This is a genomic window from Rouxiella aceris, assembly GCF_012933545.1.
GTDB classification, from domain to species: domain Bacteria; phylum Pseudomonadota; class Gammaproteobacteria; order Enterobacterales; family Enterobacteriaceae; genus Rouxiella; species Rouxiella aceris.
The window spans coordinates 116,304-132,013 of record NZ_JAADJU010000007.1 but is presented as its reverse complement, the minus strand read 5'-3'; the positions used below and the strand labels follow the sequence as shown (position 1 = coordinate 132,013).

Sequence of the window (15,710 nt, the reverse complement as noted above, 5' to 3'; positions counted from 1 at the left end):
GTGGCGCAGTCTAAAACGTCCCCAACCTGATACTGCGGCTGAACGCTCTGGCCAGCAGCCTAGCTAAGGGGCATACGTAATGGGTCCGGATATAAGTATTCAAACCCCAACTCTTTGACAATCCGGCTGCCATCCACCAGTTTGCCGGTTGCAACCTGTGGCTCAACAGCAAACTGCGGCTCAGGCAAATTCAGCTGCCTGGCCAATAGCGGGTAAAAGTGCTGTTTCTGCGGATGCCCGGGGGCGCAAAGATTATAAGTATGACCACCCCGTGGCAAACTCAGTAACAGGCTAATGGCCGCGACCACATCGTCACGATGCACCAGATTGACACCGTGGCTGGCACCTTTGACCTCAGTTTTTCCCGCCAGAAAACGTCCGGGATGGCGATCTACGCCCACCAGCCCCGCCAGACGCAATACATCGACCGAAGTATGCGGCAACTTATGGAACCAGCTCTCCAGCTCTTTAAGCACTTTGCCGCTGACTGTCACTGGTTCCAGTGGCGAGTTTTCACGAACCGTGCCCTCACCTTCGCCGTAGATAGATGTGGAACTGATAAAAATAATCCGCGGGATATTATGTGCCAATGCGCTATCGGCCAACTGCTGCACCGCCTGGAAATAGATTTCACTGCCTTCGACCGTCCTTCTGGCGGGCAAGGTGATAATCAGCACATCAACGTTAAGCAATGTCTCCAGATCTTCAGCCTGGCACACCATCTCAGGGGTAAAATTAAGTGGGTAGCATTCAATACCGCTCATTCTTGCTGCTTCAACGCCATCGAGGGTGGTTTTACTGCCGACCACTTTGTACCCTTTGGCATTAAGCGCCATGGCCAGCGGCATTCCCAGCCAGCCTAAACCAATAATCGATACCTTTTTCATACTGCTCTCCCCTTCTTACTTTAATTATCCGTTTTCATTCTAGCAGGCTACCCCTGCTGTCTTCGCGAAACAACGCCATAATAGGTTGCGTCAGGGGGTAAAGCTGGTCGGTCTTCTATACAATTCATTCAAGAAGATCATCTCATCGATGAATATATTAAAATTTCTCATTAGCCGAAAAAAAGGTTGCGCCGTCCGGCCTGGTGGTTTAGCTTAACCAGCAACTGATTTGCAATCTATGGCTGTCTGCGCAATATCAAACAGCGGTAGAACACAAAAACTTTATTAAGAGACATCATCATGCTTAACGTTCTGATTAACCACCGTCATCATCATCATCCTGACTAGTCTTTCAGGCAGATTGATGCTGGAAGACTTTTAAGATCTTCCAGTGGCGCAGAATGTAGCAGAGAGCCCCCGGAAGATTTCTTCCGGGGGCTTTTTTTTATCCCTGATTTCACAGCTCACTGTTAATTCATTGAATATTAAGATTTTATTAATTATTTTATCACTAAATACCCAGAATATAAGAAAGGATAGAGGTCATCATGTTGGACAAAAATCGTTTACGTATCGCCATGCAGAAATCCGGTCGCCTGAGCGATGATTCCCGTGAGTTGTTGGCACGCTGCGGGATCAAAATCAATTTGCAAGAGCAGCGCCTGATTGCCTTTGCTGAAAATATGGATATCGATATTCTGCGCGTTCGCGATGACGATATTCCGGGACTGGTGATGGACGGCGTCGTTGACCTGGGCATTATCGGCGAAAACGTTCTGGAAGAAGAGCTACTAAGCCGCCGCGCACAAGGGGATGACCCGCGCTATTTTACCCTGCGTCGTCTCGATTTTGGCGGCTGCCGCCTGTCGCTGGCAACACCGCTGGACTTTGATTACCAGGGGCCAGAAAGCCTGGATTCAAAACGTATTGCCACTTCTTATCCGCATATCCTTAAAAAATATTTTGACAGCAAGCGTATCGACTTTAAATCCTGCCTGCTGAACGGCTCAGTAGAAGTTGCCCCGCGCGCCGGTCTTTCCGATGCGATTTGCGATCTGGTTTCTACCGGTGCCACGCTGGAAGCCAATGGCCTGAAAGAAGATGAAGTGATTTACCGCTCCAAAGCCTGTCTGATCCAGCGCGACGGCGAAATGCCAGCGGCAAAACAAGCCTTGATCGACAAACTGCTGATCCGTATTCAGGGTGTTATTCAGGCCCGCGAATCAAAATACATCATGCTGCATGCGCCAAGTGAACGTCTGGATGAAATCATTGCTCTGCTGCCAGGAGCCGAACGTCCAACCATTTTGCCACTGGCCAATGACAAACAACGTGTTGCCATGCATATGGTCAGCAGCGAAACACTGTTCTGGGAAACCATGGAAAAACTGAAAGCACTGGGTGCCAGCTCGATCCTGGTACTGCCAATTGAAAAGATGATGGAGTAAGACCATGCAAGCCACCGGTTTCTCAACCCCCATTGACTGGCAGCAATGCGATGAGCAACAGCGTCGCAGCTTACTGACTCGCCCGGCGATTGCCGCCTCAGGCAGCATTACCGAGTCGGTTAACGAGATCCTCACGCGGGTTCTTAATGAAGGCGACGTTGCGCTGCGTGAATACTGCGCGCGATTTGATAAAACCGAAGTGACATCGTTACGTGTGACGGCGCAGCAGATTGAACAAGCTTCAGCACGCCTGGGTAACGACGTTAAACAGGCGATGGCCAATGCTGTCCGTAATATAGAAACCTTTCATCGGGCGCAAATTTTGCCCGCGGTAGATATAGAAACGCAGCCTGGCGTGCGCTGTCAGCAGATCACCCGACCGATTGCCTCGGTAGGGCTGTATATCCCCGGTGGCTCCGCCCCCTTGCCTTCTACCGTATTGATGCTGGCTACGCCGGCGCGTATTGCCGGATGCAATAAGGTGATCCTCTGTTCACCACCGCCGGTTGCCGACGAAATTCTCTATGCCGCCAGTTTGTGCGGTGTCACCGAGGTCTATCAGCTCGGTGGTGCGCAGGCCATTGCCGCCATGGCATTTGGCACCGAAAGTGTGCCCAAAGTGGCCAAAATCTTTGGCCCGGGTAATGCCTATGTCACCGAAGCCAAACGTCAGGTCAGCCAGCGGCTGAACGGCGCAGCCATTGATATGCCTGCCGGACCGTCCGAAGTGCTGGTAATTGCCGATTCCGGGGCAACCCCTGATTTTGTGGCATCTGATTTGCTGTCACAGGCGGAACATGGACCCGATTCCCAGGTCATTTTGCTGACCCCAGACCGCGACATGGCCACGGCAGTCGCCATTGCGGTTGAAAACCAGCTGCAAACGCTATCGCGTAGCGACATTGCCCGCCAGGCGCTGGCCAGCAGCCGCCTGATCGTCACCCGTGATTTGGCGCAGTGTATTGAAATCAGCAACGCCTACGGACCTGAGCACCTGATACTGCAAACCCGCGAGCCAGAAGCGTTGGTTGACAGCATTACCAGCGCCGGATCGGTATTCCTCGGCGACTGGTCACCGGAGTCTGCCGGAGACTATGCCTCGGGCACCAACCATGTGTTACCGACTTACGGTTATACCGCCACCTGTTCCAGCCTGGGTCTGGCGGATTTCCAAAAACGCATGACGGTACAACAGTTAACTCCAGCCGGTTTACTGGCACTGGCACCGACCATTGAAACCCTGGCCCAGGCCGAGCAGCTCACCGCCCATAAAAATGCCGTGACTCTGCGCGTTGCCGCCCTGATGGAGCAAAAATGATGAGCGAGACCACCAATAACACTGCCTCCGTCATGACGCTGGCGCGGGATAATGTCCAGCAACTGACGCCCTATTTATCTGCGCGGCGACTGGGTGGTAGCGGCGACGTCTGGCTGAATGCCAATGAGTACCCGCTGCCGCCGAGCTTTGCCCTGACTTCGCAAAACCTCAATCGTTATCCGGAGTGTCAACCGGTGGAAGTGATCCGCCGTTATGCCGCCTACGCCGGTGTGCAGCCGGAGCAGGTGCTGGTGTGTCGCGGTGCCGATGAGAGCATTGAACTGCTGATCCGCGCCTTCTGCGAACCGGGTAAAGATGCCATTCTTTATTGCCCGCCAACCTACGGCATGTATAGCGTCAGTGCCGAAACCTTTGGCGTAGAAGGCCGTACCGTCATGGCCAAAGCCGACTGGCAGTTGGATTTGCCGGCCATTGAGCAAGCGCTGGACGGCGTAAAGCTGGTGTATGTTTGTAGCCCAAACAACCCTACCGGTAATCTGATTAATCCTGACGATATTCGCTCTCTGCTGGAAACCACTCGTGGCAAAGCCATTGTGGCCGTCGATGAAGCCTATATCGAGTTTTGCCCGCAGGCCACAGTGGCTGGCTGGTTGCAGGACTATCCGCATCTGGCCATTTTGCGCACTTTGTCTAAAGCCTTCGCTCTCGCCGGTCTGCGCTGCGGATTTACCCTGGCTAACGTTGAATTGATTGATGTTCTGATGAAGGTAATCGCCCCCTATCCACTCTCCACGCCGGTTGCAGATATTGCCGCCCAGGCGTTAAGCGATCAGGGACTGGCACTGATGCGCGCCCGCGTGGCTGAAATTAGTGAAAATCGTCTGTGGCTACAACAACAGCTGCAACAGACCGCCTGCGTCGAGCAGGTATTCACCAGCGAAAGCAATTATTTGCTGGCCCGATTCAGCGCTGCCAGTGCGGTTTTTAAAACACTGTGGGATCAAGGTATTATCCTGCGCGACCAGAATAAACAACCGGGACTTTCCGGCTGTTTACGTATTACTATTGGCACACGTCAAGAGTGTCAGCGCGTGGTTGACGCATTACGTCCTTTACCGGGCGCCAACTCATCCATTAGTGAAACCGTCAGCGCCAGTAAGGAGCCAATGTGAGCCAACCGCCAATTTTGCAGAAAATTCTTTTTATCGACCGCGATGGTACTTTGATTGCCGAACCACCTGAAGATTTCCAGGTCGATCGCCTGGATAAACTGGCCTTTGAACCACAGGTGATCCCGGCGCTGCTGGCGCTGCAAAGTGCCGGTTTTAAACTGGTGATGATCACCAATCAGGATGGCCTGGGTACCGACAGTTTCCCTCAGGAGACCTTTGATCCCCCGCATAACCTGATGATGCAGGTGCTGACCTCGCAAGGGGTGGTGTTTGATGAGGTGCTGATCTGTCCGCATCTGCCGGCCGATCACTGCGCCTGCCGCAAGCCAAAAACCCTGCTGGTCAAAGAGTATCTGGAAAACCCGGTGATGGACGTAGCGAACAGCTATGTTATCGGCGACCGCGATACCGATATCCAGTTGGCGCAAAATATGGGCATTGCCGGTTTACGTTATCAACGTGAAAATCTGGGCTGGGCGGCCATTGCCAAGCAGCTGACACAACGTGACCGCTATGCCAAAGTCAATCGCGTGACCCGCGAAACCGCTATTGAGGTCGAAGTCTGGCTGGATCGCGAAGGCGGCAGCAAAATCAAAACCGGCGTGGGTTTCTTTGACCATATGCTCGATCAAATCGCCACCCACGGCGGCTTTCGTATGAATATCCAGGTCGGTGGTGACCTCTATATTGACGATCACCACACGGTAGAAGATACCGCGTTGGCACTGGGCGAAGCGCTGAATAAAGCCCTGGGTGACAAACGTGGCATCGCGCGCTTCGGCTTTGTGCTGCCAATGGATGAATGCCTGGCCCGTTGTGCTCTGGATATTTCCGGTCGTCCGCACCTGGAATATAAAGCCGAGTTTAGCTATCAACGCGTCGGCGATCTCAGCACCGAAATGGTAGAACACTTTTTCAGTTCGCTCTCCTACGCCATGGGCTGCACCCTGCACCTGAAAACCAAAGGTAAAAACGATCATCACCGTGTTGAAAGCCTGTTTAAAGCCTTTGGCCGCACACTGCGTCAGGCGATCCGCGTTGATGGCAACACCCTGCCCAGCTCAAAAGGAGTGCTGTGATGAACGTGGTGATCCTTGATACCGGCTGTGCCAACCTCTCCTCGGTCAATTACGCCGTGCAACGTCTGGGCTATACGCCGACTATCAGCCGGGATCCCGAGATTGTCCTGCGCGCCGACAAACTGTTTCTGCCCGGTGTAGGTACTGCCCAGGCAGCCATGGACCAGTTGCAAGAGCGTGAGCTGGTTAGCCTGATTAAAGCCTGTACCCAGCCGGTGCTGGGTATTTGCCTGGGCATGCAGTTGCTGGCGGCCGCCAGTGAAGAGAGCGGCGGCATTGATACCCTCGGCATTATCGATGTGCCGGTTAAAAGAATGCCTGACGTCGGCTTGCCGTTACCCCATATGGGCTGGAATAAAGTATCCGCCCAGGCGGGTCACCCGCTGTTTCGCAATATTGATAAAGACGCCTACTTCTATTTTGTGCACAGCTTTGCGATGCCGGTGTGCGAGTACACCATCGCGCAGACGCTGTACGGCGAACCCTTTACCGCGGCGGTGGCGAAAGATAACTTCTTTGGCGTGCAATTCCACCCGGAACGTTCGGGGGCCGCCGGTGCGCAGTTGTTGAAAAACTTTCTGGAGATGTAAACAGCATGATTATCCCCGCTTTGGATTTAATCGAAGGCAGTGTGGTGCGTTTGCATCAGGGCGATTACGGTCAGCAACGTGATTATGGCAATTCGCCACTGCCGCGTTTACAGGATTATCAGGCGCAAGGGGCCGAGGTGCTGCATCTGGTGGATCTTACCGGTGCCAAAGATCCGGCAGCCCGCCAGATCCCGTTACTTAAGCAATTGGTCGCTGGCGTGAATATTCCGGTGCAGGTGGGGGGTGGTATTCGCAGCGAAGAAGACGTGGCGGCACTGCTGGAGGCCGGTGTAGCACGCGTAGTGGTCGGTTCCACCGCCGTTAAGCAGCCGGAAATGGTACAACAATGGTTCACCCGCTTTGGTGCCGACGCTCTGGTATTGGCGCTCGATGTGCGTATTGATAACGCGGGCAACAAACAGGTCGCAGTCAGCGGCTGGCAGGAAAACTCTGACTCGACGCTGGAGCAGGTCGTGGAACAGTTTCTGCCTTTTGGCCTGAAACACGTACTCTGCACCGATATCTCCCGTGATGGCACCCTTGCCGGTTCTAACGTTGAGCTTTACCGTGAGGTTTGCCAGCGTTTCCCACAGGTGGCGTTTCAGGCTTCTGGTGGCATTGGCTGCCTGGACGATATTGCCGCCCTGCGCGGCAGCGGTGTCAAAGGGGTGATCGTCGGTCGCGCCCTGCTCGATGGCAAATTTAACGTAACGGAGGCAATTTCATGCTGGCAAAACGGATAATTCCCTGCCTGGATGTAAAAGACGGTCAGGTAGTCAAAGGCGTGCAGTTCCGTAATCATGAGATCATCGGCGATATTGTGCCGCTGGCCAAACGTTACGCCGAAGAAGGTGCCGATGAGCTGGTATTTTATGATATCACCGCCTCTTCGGACGGACGCGTGGTGGATAAAAGCTGGATCTCCCGCGTGGCAGAAGTGATCGATATTCCCTTCTGCGTCGCCGGTGGTATTAAAAGTATTGAAGATGCTGGCAATATCCTGCAATTTGGTGCCGACAAAATCTCTATTAACTCCCCGGCGCTGGCCGACCCCACGCTGATCAGTCGTCTGGCAGACCGCTACGGCGTACAATGTATCGTGATAGGTATCGATACCTGGCACGATGCGGTAAGCGATACCTATCAGGTGCATCAGTTTACCGGCGACGAAGCGCGCACTAAAATCACCCGCTGGCAGACACTGGACTGGGTCAGAGAAGTGCAGGAACGCGGAGCCGGTGAAATTGTGCTCAATATGATGAATCAGGATGGCGTGCGCAACGGCTATGATCTTAAACAGTTGAAGATGATCCGCGAAGTTTGCCACGTGCCCTTGATCGCCTCCGGCGGTGCCGGCACCCGTGAACATTTTTTTGATGCCTTCGATCAGGCAAAAGTCGACGGCACCCTGGCCGCCTCGGTGTTCCACAAACAAATTATCAATATCGGCGAGCTTAAACGCTATCTGGCCGATCAAGGCGTGGAGATCCGCTTGTGAGTAATCAAGAAGTAAAACCCGTGGTACAACCGCTGATGTTGAGCGAACAACAACTTAGTCAGCTGGACTGGGAAAAAACCGACCATATGATGCCGGCCATTGTGCAACATGCCGTTTCGGGTGAAGTACTGATGATGGGCTATATGAACCAGGAAGCACTGAGCGTAACGCAGTCATCCGCGAAAGTGACCTTTTTCTCGCGTACCAAACAACGTCTGTGGACCAAGGGCGAAAGCTCCGGCAACTTCCTGAACGTAGTCAGCATCACCCCGGATTGTGATAATGACTCACTGCTGATCCTGGTGCACCCGGTTGGCCCGACCTGCCATAAAGGTACCAACAGCTGCTTCCACCCGGCGAGCAGCGACTGGGGTTTCCTCTATCAGCTTGAACAACTGCTGGCAGAGCGTAAAACCGCCGATCCGGCCAGCTCCTATACCGCCAAACTTTATGCCAGCGGCACCAAACGTATTGCGCAAAAAGTGGGTGAAGAAGGGGTTGAAACCGCCCTGGCGGCCACGGTTAACGATCGCTTTGAACTGAAAAACGAAGCCTCTGACCTGATTTACCACCTGTTAGTGCTGCTGCAGGACCAGGATTTGGATCTTAGTACAGTGATTGAGAATCTGCGTCAACGCCACGCCAAATAAGCGGGCTTTAGACACAAAAAAACCGCTGAGGTATCACACCTCAGCGGTTTTTTATTATCTGGCGGGTGATATCACTCACCCGCCGTTGACGATTATTCCATCCATTCGGTATGGAATACGCCTTCTTTATCAGTGCGTTTGTAAGTATGAGCACCAAAGTAATCGCGCTGTGCCTGGATCAGGTTAGCTGGCAGCACCGCACTGCGGTAGCTGTCATAATAGTTGATCGCAGCAGAGAAGGTTGGCGTTGGAATACCGTTCTGCACGGCATAAGACACCACATCACGCAGCGCTTGCTGATATTCGTCAGCAATGTTTTTGAAGTAAGGGGCCAGCAACAGATTGGCAATAGCCGCGTTTTCTTCATAGGCGTCGGTGATTTTCTGCAGGAACTGGGCGCGGATAATACAACCGGCGCGGAAGATCTTGGCAATTTCGCCGTAGTTCAGATCCCAGTTATTTTCTTCAGAAGCTGCTTTCAGCTGTGAGAAGCCCTGAGCATAAGAAACGATTTTACCCAGGTACAGAGCGCGACGAATTTTTTCGACAAATTCTGCCTTATCACCGGCAAAGGCTTTGACCGCAGGACCGCTCAATACTTTGGAAGCGGCTACGCGTTGGTCTTTCAGCGAAGAAAGGTAACGGGCAAATACAGATTCAGTAATCAGCGTCAGCGGTTCGCCAAGATCCAGCGAGCTTTGGCTGGTCCACTTACCGGTGCCTTTGTTTGCTGCTTCATCCAGGATCACGTCAACCAGATACTTACCGGCTTCGTCTTTCTTGGTGAAGATATCTTTGGTGATATCGATCAGGTAGCTGCTCAGCTCGCCTTTGTTCCACTCGGCGAAAGTCGTTGCCAGCTCTTCATTGCTCAGACCCAGAGACTGCTTAAGCAGTGAATAGGCTTCGGCAATCAGTTGCATATCGCCGTATTCGATACCGTTGTGTACCATTTTCACATAGTGACCGGCACCGTCTGCGCCAATGTAAGCTACACAGGCATCGCCGTCTTCTGCACGAGCAGCAATCTGCTCGAGGATAGGCGCAACCAGTTCGTAAGCTTCTTTCTGACCACCAGGCATAATGGATGGGCCTTTCAGTGCGCCCTCTTCACCACCGGAAACGCCGGTACCGATAAAGTTAAAGCCCTGAGCAGAAAGTTCTTTGTTACGACGGATGGTATCTTTATAGAAGGTGTTGCCGCCATCGATAAGGATGTCACCTTTATCAAGGTGTGGGGTCAGCGAGGCGATGGTTTTATCCGTTGCTTCGCCTGCTTTCACCATCAGCAGAATACGGCGTGGTTTTTCCAGTGACTCAACAAACTCTTCGACGGTTTTGTACGGAACCAGATTTTTACCCGGATTCTCGGCAACGACTTCATCGGTCTTGTCGCCAGAACGGTTAAAAATGGAAACGGAATAACCACGGCTCTCAATATTGAGCGCCAGGTTACGGCCCATGACCGCCATACCAACGACGCCGATCTGTTGTTTGGACATTAGCAACTCCTGTCTGAAATAGTCGATAGCCCGGCAAGCCTCAAGCCCCTGTTGTTAGTGGGTTTATACATGCCGCGCCATACAAATGAACTTAAACATTGTACATCAGAATCACCAAGGGTGTACCTATCACAGCCATAACTCTCGGCAAATTAATTGGCCTGGCGGGTATGGAGGGCATCTCACACCAGCATCTCTCCCAGCCTGATCCCTCTCCACGGCGGATTTCTGTGCAATCGACACTTTACCGGTAACAAAGGGGGATTGCAGGTCAAAAAGAGCGGTGCTGAAATTGCTGTAATCTCCAACAAGCCATGCAGTCTTATAAATCTCTTGATGATATTATGATTTATTCTACTGCTACGGTGCATCACTTCAAAACAAACCTGCAATAGCCTGTTAATGCATGGCAATACTTTTTGGATATTTCGTAACCACCCTATTCATCTGCTTAAAACTAGCGCTGGTACTCAGCATAGTGGATGACTACAATGCAAACCAAAATCGGGGAGATCATCGATTACCGAGATGTACAGCGAAATGACCGATGATACAAAATTACTTAGAAATCATCGGCATTAAATGTTGGAGTTGATAAATGAATGAAAAAACCTTGGGGATTTTTGAGCCACTGTATGCGGAAGGGCAAACCCTACATGAGGCTGCTTTTCAGGCGCTGAAATTACATAATAACAACCATGCAGAGTGGCGAGAATTCAGAATCTTACTGGATTTTTATAAAAGCAGGCAGTATCAACAATATGATTACTCAGGAGTGATTTCGCCGAAGTTCACTCTTAAGACAATGATATCTGGACAAAAGCTGATCGATTTCATCAACGAATCTGAACAAGCTGATATATATATAATTAATGCATTCCCGCCTTTGGCTTATATTTCTTACAATGTCTGGATGCATGGTGAAGTTTTTCATCCTGGCATCACAAGACGTGCGCAAGATCTGCTTACTGCCTGTAATATTGATATTAATCTATATTCATTGCCACGTCAGAACCACAGTACACTTTGTTATTCTAATTTTTGGCTCGGGGCACCTCGCTTCTGGCAGCTGTATGCTGAAGAAATATTGATACCGATAGAAAATTACTTACTGAACAATCCAGATAGTGCCATTAGCAAAGGCGTGCTCGAAAATACCACCCACACAGACCCAGCCCCCTTTTTACCCTTTATCATTGAAAGATTGCTTAGCACTTTTATTACCCTAAGACATGATATTAAGGTAGTCGCTTACTCTCAGGATCATATCAAGAGCTTAACTTACTGCTTGAATGATTTTGAACGTGAAGTAGTCGCGGGAATTGGAGAAGTAATAGATAAAGCAGATGCCGAGGATAACTACCCTCCACTTCTCAAGCAGACACAAGAAGTATATACCCGTTTGTACAAGCATTACTTCTCAGAATATTATTCAACGCATCCCCACCCGCATACTGGATATACCGCGAAGTTATTTAAAAAGCCATAACGGCTTATGGGCTAACTGGCCATGTAAAGAGTATGATGGTCAGTCAGCCTCATTCTATAGGTAAAGCGTTAAATCAAAACATGGCAACAAGGGAAAAGCCGCTTGGCCACCGGCTAAACTAACTCTTGATAAACTTCCGCGTAACGGCGCGCCATTTCTTTTGCAGTAAACATTGACAACATTCTTTGGCGTCCTTTATCACCCATGGCCTTGCAAAGTTGTGGGTCACTTTCAAGGCGCATCATGCAATCCGCAATGGCTCGAACATCCCCAGCGGGCACAATAAAACCTGTTTCACCATTGCTATTTACATAGCTCGATCCAGAGCCAACCTCACAGCTTATTATAGGTTTGGCAAATAATTGAGCCTCAAGCAAAGAAATCCCAAACGCCTCGGAGCGCAGATGAGAAGGAAATACAAATGCTTTGCACAGGGTCAGCAGTGAGATTTTATCCTCATCGCTAATATGTCCAACAAAACGTACGTTTTGCAGTTTCTTTTGTGACACCCGTGCTTCGAGCTCTTCACGCAACGGGCCATTACCTGCAATAATAACCGGAAGACCTGATATTTCTGCCGCATCAATCAGGTAGTGCAAGCCTTTGTAATAACGTAAAACACCAACAAACAAATAAAATCCCGTCCCAACGGTTTGCTGCCATTTGGCTAAATTATCGGTTTTTGCAGGTGGGTATGAATCGGGTTCAATACCTAAGGGAATTACCGAGCATTTGTTTTTAAAGGGTCTTAATGTAAGGCTGGTTTCGACATATTGCGGAGAGGTAGCAATAATACGGCTGACATTAGTAAGGAAATGACGTTCAAGAGGTTTATAAAGATGTTTTAAAAGTCGCTGTTTAACAATATCCGAATGATAGGTGACCACGGAAGGCTTGTCGCTTTTAGCAAACAAGCTAAGCACATCACCACTTGGCCATGGATAATGATAGTTAATCACATCTGCCCAATCAGCTAATTTACGAAACTCGCTAATTAAACCCCAAGAAAAGCCATTTGATGAAATTTCCCAACTTTTCTTCTTTAAGATAATCTCGGTACCTTCGAAGGAAAAATTCTTATCAGCTTCATCAGAAAGAGATAAAATTTTAGACTCAATACCATAATGCTGAACTCCCTGAGTAATAAAACGTATGACTTGTTCAAGTCCACCTTTCGTTTCAGGAAAGCAGGTTCTGTACACGTGTAAGATTTTCATTATATACGAATAAACTATATTTTTAAAAGTGTCAAGCAGCCATATCCCCTGACCTCAAAACAACAAATAACCAATCAACTAAATGATTTTAAAATATTAATAATCTCGTCCGTTTTCTTTTGCATCAACTCAGGCTGATGTCTTGATTCAACATTTAGTCTTACAACGGGTTCAGTATTGGAACTTCTAAGATTAAAGCGCCAGTCAGCAAACTCCATGCTCAAACCATCAATGTCGTTGGTGGCAATAGCCTGGTTGAGGTAATGTTGTTGTAAACTATCTATTGCAGTTTGCGGATCAGCTAACGTCATGTTTAGTTCACCCGATGACGGATATAATTTAATACGCGAATCCACAGCTTCAGAAAGTTTTAAGTTCTTGATTGATAATAATTCAGCAACCAGTAACCAAGGGATCATTCCCGAATCACAATAAGCAAAAGAGCGGAAATAGTGATGCGCGCTCATCTCTCCGCCATAGATCGCATCTTCAGCACGCATTCTTTCTTTAATAAATGCGTGACCGGTTTTAGACATAACTGGAATGCCACCGGTTTGGGAAACAATATCTTGGGTATTCCAGACTAATCGCGGATCGTGAATTATTTTTTCGCCAGGATTTTTTTGCAGGAAAGCTTCTGCAAGTAACCCGACAATGTAGTAGCCTTCTACAAAATTTCCGCCCTCATCAAAGAGGAAGCAGCGGTCAAAATCGCCATCCCAGGCAATGCCCATATCCGCACCGGTCTCAATCACTGCGCGTGAGGTATCAGCCCGGCATTCAGGTAATAGTGGGTTGGGGATACCATGAGGAAAGGTACCGTCGACTTCATGATGAATCTTGATAAACTCAACGGGAATCTGAAGCTGATGAAACCGCTTTTCAATCTCATCGATAACATGCCCCGCAGCACCATTCCCGGCATTGACAACCAAACGCATCGGCTTAAGGGAATCAAGGGAAAGATAAGTGAATAGATGGTCGATATAATTATTTAGATTAGAGACTTTAGTATAAGTCCCGCGATGCGATATCTCGGGGAAAATTCCCTGTTCGGCAAGTTCCTGAATTTCACGAAGGCCATTACTGCCGCTAATGGGCACTGAATTTTTACCCACTAACTTCATACCATTATAATCAATTGGATTATGGCTGGCTGTAACTTCAATACCACCATCAACAGCCATGGAAAAAGCGGCGTGGTAAATTTCTTCGGTACCCGTCAATCCAAGGTCAATGACATTGGTCCCCGCATCCATCAACCCTTCAGCAAGGGCAGACTTTAATGAGTCTGTTGTTAAGCGAACATCACCGCCAATGGCAATATTCTTAGGTTTTAAATACTGCGAGTAAGCACGTCCAATACGGTAGGCGATTTCAGTATTTAATTCTTGGCCAATTTTCCCGCGAATATCATAAAGTTTAAAGCATGGCATATCATATGATTTGTTCATCATCGCTTCCAAGATTCACTTAACAGGATTATTTCCATCCAATCGCACAATATCATCTTCCGACAAATAGAGACCAGAATGTATCTCAATCAATTCCAATGGCACACTACCAGGATTTTCAAGTGAATGAGCAACGCCGACAGGGATATACGTTGATTCATTTTCGGCCAAAACGAAAACATCGTCCCCTTTTAATACTCTGGCAGTACCCGAAACAACAATCCAATGCTCTGTGCGATGATAATGGATTTGAGGTGAAATTTTATGACCAGGTTTGAGATAAACTCTTTTAACCTGATAACGGTCCCCCTCTGAGATATCATCATGATATCCCCAGGGACGAAAGACTTCTTTGTGCTGCAACGCTTCTTTACGACCTTCCTGTTGTAGTCTGTTGACGATTAACTTTACCTGTTGTACTTGTTGTTTATCGGCCACCAGAACAGCATCCCTGGTCTCAACGACAATAATATCCTTGAGCCCAACAGTTGTTACAAGTTTACTTCCTGCATTGATATAACAATTTTGCGTATTTTCAAGAAGCACATCGCCACGTACTACGTTGCCGCTTGAGTCTTTATCACCGATTTCCCACAGGGCTGACCATGAACCAACATCGTTCCATTTGACATCCAGAGGCATAACTACAGCATCAGTCGTACGCTCCATGACCGCATAGTCAATTGAAATATCAGGTGATTTTTCAAATTCATTGCTATCCAGTCGGATGAAATCCAGATCCTGGTGAGAATTCTGCAGCGCATTTTGACAGGCACTCAATACTTCTGGACAGTACTTTTCTAATTCAGCAATATATTGGGATGCTTTGAACAGGAATATACCACTGTTCCAATAATATCCACCTGCCGCCAGATAACTCTCAGCAATAGATCTAACTGGTTTTTCAACAAAGCTTGCTACGCTAAAAGCGTCCTCGACAGGCTCACCACTTTTGATGTAACCATATCCGGTCTCCGGGGCAGTCGGGCAAACGCCAAACGTAACCATTTTGCCTTTTTCAACTAACGGTAAGGCACTGTTTACGGTATTATTAAATTTAGCAATATCATCAATATAGTGGTCAGCAGCAAGAATTAAAAGAATAGCGTCAGGATTATCCTGAATAGCTTTTAGTGCTGCCAAAGCAATTGCTGGTGCAGTATTCCTGGCTGCGGGTTCCAGGATAATCCCACTGTGTGAAAGAGCCTGCTGGCGTAATTGTTCGGCGACTAAAAAACGATGATCGTTATTGCAGACAATAAGTGGATCGGCATAATTATCTTGATCGATACGTGACAAGGTATCTTGAAATAAAGTATTTTCACTGGTAAGTGAAAGAAACTGCTTAGGAAAATGCGTGCGAGAAAGCGGCCACAGACGCGTCCCGGCACCACCCGCCATGATGACGGGTAATATAAGTGATGTCATAATTCGCTCTCGGCTTA

Annotated in this window: 14 protein-coding genes and 1 other annotated feature; of the genes, 9 read left to right on the top strand and 5 right to left on the bottom strand. The window is 49.1% G+C overall.

Annotated features, from left to right (window positions below; genetic code table 11):
• Positions 1–59 precede the first annotated feature (59 nt).
• A complete protein-coding gene (locus GW590_RS14250; protein WP_169403711.1) occupies positions 60–887 on the bottom strand; it encodes an SDR family oxidoreductase in 828 nt (275 codons plus the stop codon).
• 323 nt (positions 888–1,210) lie between these two features.
• Positions 1,211–1,334, top strand: a sequence feature (His leader region).
• 101 nt (positions 1,335–1,435) lie between these two features.
• On the opposite strand from GW590_RS14250, the gene hisG reads away from it, so the two are divergent.
• Genes hisG through hisIE form a run of 8 tightly spaced genes read left to right on the top strand, consistent with a single transcriptional unit; the run spans position 1,436 to position 8,603 of the window.
• Complete coding sequence (hisG, locus tag GW590_RS14245) at positions 1,436–2,335, top strand: ATP phosphoribosyltransferase (RefSeq protein WP_169403710.1); 900 nt, start codon at positions 1,436–1,438, stop codon at positions 2,333–2,335.
• A gap of 4 nt (positions 2,336–2,339) precedes the next feature.
• Positions 2,340–3,653, top strand: coding sequence for a histidinol dehydrogenase (hisD, locus tag GW590_RS14240; RefSeq protein ID WP_169403709.1), 1,314 nt, complete (start codon positions 2,340–2,342; stop codon positions 3,651–3,653).
• A complete protein-coding gene (hisC, locus tag GW590_RS14235; RefSeq protein WP_169403900.1) occupies positions 3,653–4,786 on the top strand; it encodes a histidinol-phosphate transaminase in 1,134 nt (377 codons plus the stop codon). Before hisD ends, hisC begins: the two co-directional genes overlap by 1 nt.
• An 11-nt stretch (positions 4,787–4,797) precedes the next feature.
• Positions 4,798–5,865 (top strand): bifunctional histidinol-phosphatase/imidazoleglycerol-phosphate dehydratase HisB, encoded by a 1,068-nt coding sequence (gene hisB, locus GW590_RS14230; protein WP_169403899.1) that lies wholly within the window; start codon positions 4,798–4,800, stop codon positions 5,863–5,865.
• Positions 5,865–6,455 carry an imidazole glycerol phosphate synthase subunit HisH gene (hisH, locus tag GW590_RS14225; protein WP_169403708.1) on the top strand — a complete coding sequence of 197 codons (591 nt, stop codon included), beginning with the start codon at positions 5,865–5,867 and terminating at the stop codon, positions 6,453–6,455. The genes hisB and hisH overlap by 1 nt, the downstream gene beginning before the upstream one ends.
• Before the next feature lie 5 nt (positions 6,456–6,460).
• Entirely contained in the window at positions 6,461–7,198 is a 738-nt protein-coding gene (hisA, locus tag GW590_RS14220) for a 1-(5-phosphoribosyl)-5-[(5-phosphoribosylamino)methylideneamino]imidazole-4-carboxamide isomerase (RefSeq protein ID WP_169403707.1), read from the top strand.
• Positions 7,180–7,953: an imidazole glycerol phosphate synthase subunit HisF gene (gene hisF / locus GW590_RS14215; protein ID WP_169403706.1), complete on the top strand. Its 774-nt coding sequence runs from the start codon at positions 7,180–7,182 to the stop codon at positions 7,951–7,953. Before hisA ends, hisF begins: the two co-directional genes overlap by 19 nt.
• A 35-nt stretch (positions 7,954–7,988) precedes the next feature.
• Positions 7,989–8,603: a bifunctional phosphoribosyl-AMP cyclohydrolase/phosphoribosyl-ATP diphosphatase HisIE gene (gene hisIE / locus GW590_RS14210; RefSeq protein WP_169403898.1), complete on the top strand. Its 615-nt coding sequence runs from the start codon at positions 7,989–7,991 to the stop codon at positions 8,601–8,603.
• A 92-nt stretch (positions 8,604–8,695) separates the two neighbouring features.
• Here hisIE and gndA read toward each other — a convergent pair whose 3' ends face one another.
• Entirely contained in the window at positions 8,696–10,105 is a 1,410-nt protein-coding gene (gndA, locus tag GW590_RS14205; protein ID WP_169403705.1) for an NADP-dependent phosphogluconate dehydrogenase, read from the bottom strand.
• 598 nt (positions 10,106–10,703) lie between these two features.
• On the opposite strand from gndA, the gene GW590_RS14200 reads away from it, so the two are divergent.
• Complete coding sequence (locus GW590_RS14200; RefSeq protein WP_169403704.1) at positions 10,704–11,594, top strand: hypothetical protein; 891 nt, start codon at positions 10,704–10,706, stop codon at positions 11,592–11,594.
• 113 nt (positions 11,595–11,707) lie between these two features.
• Here GW590_RS14200 and GW590_RS14195 read toward each other — a convergent pair whose 3' ends face one another.
• The 3 genes from GW590_RS14195 to GW590_RS14185 all read right to left on the bottom strand — a co-directional run bounded on the left by GW590_RS14195 (position 11,708) and on the right by GW590_RS14185 (position 15,693).
• Positions 11,708–12,796, bottom strand: coding sequence for a glycosyltransferase (locus tag GW590_RS14195; RefSeq protein ID WP_211186782.1), 1,089 nt, complete (start codon positions 12,794–12,796; stop codon positions 11,708–11,710).
• 89 nt (positions 12,797–12,885) lie between these two features.
• Entirely contained in the window at positions 12,886–14,265 is a 1,380-nt protein-coding gene (locus GW590_RS14190) for a phosphohexomutase domain-containing protein (RefSeq protein ID WP_169403897.1), read from the bottom strand.
• A 15-nt stretch (positions 14,266–14,280) separates the two neighbouring features.
• A complete protein-coding gene (locus GW590_RS14185) occupies positions 14,281–15,693 on the bottom strand; it encodes a mannose-1-phosphate guanylyltransferase/mannose-6-phosphate isomerase (RefSeq protein WP_235955951.1) in 1,413 nt (470 codons plus the stop codon).
• Positions 15,694–15,710 lie beyond the last annotated feature (17 nt).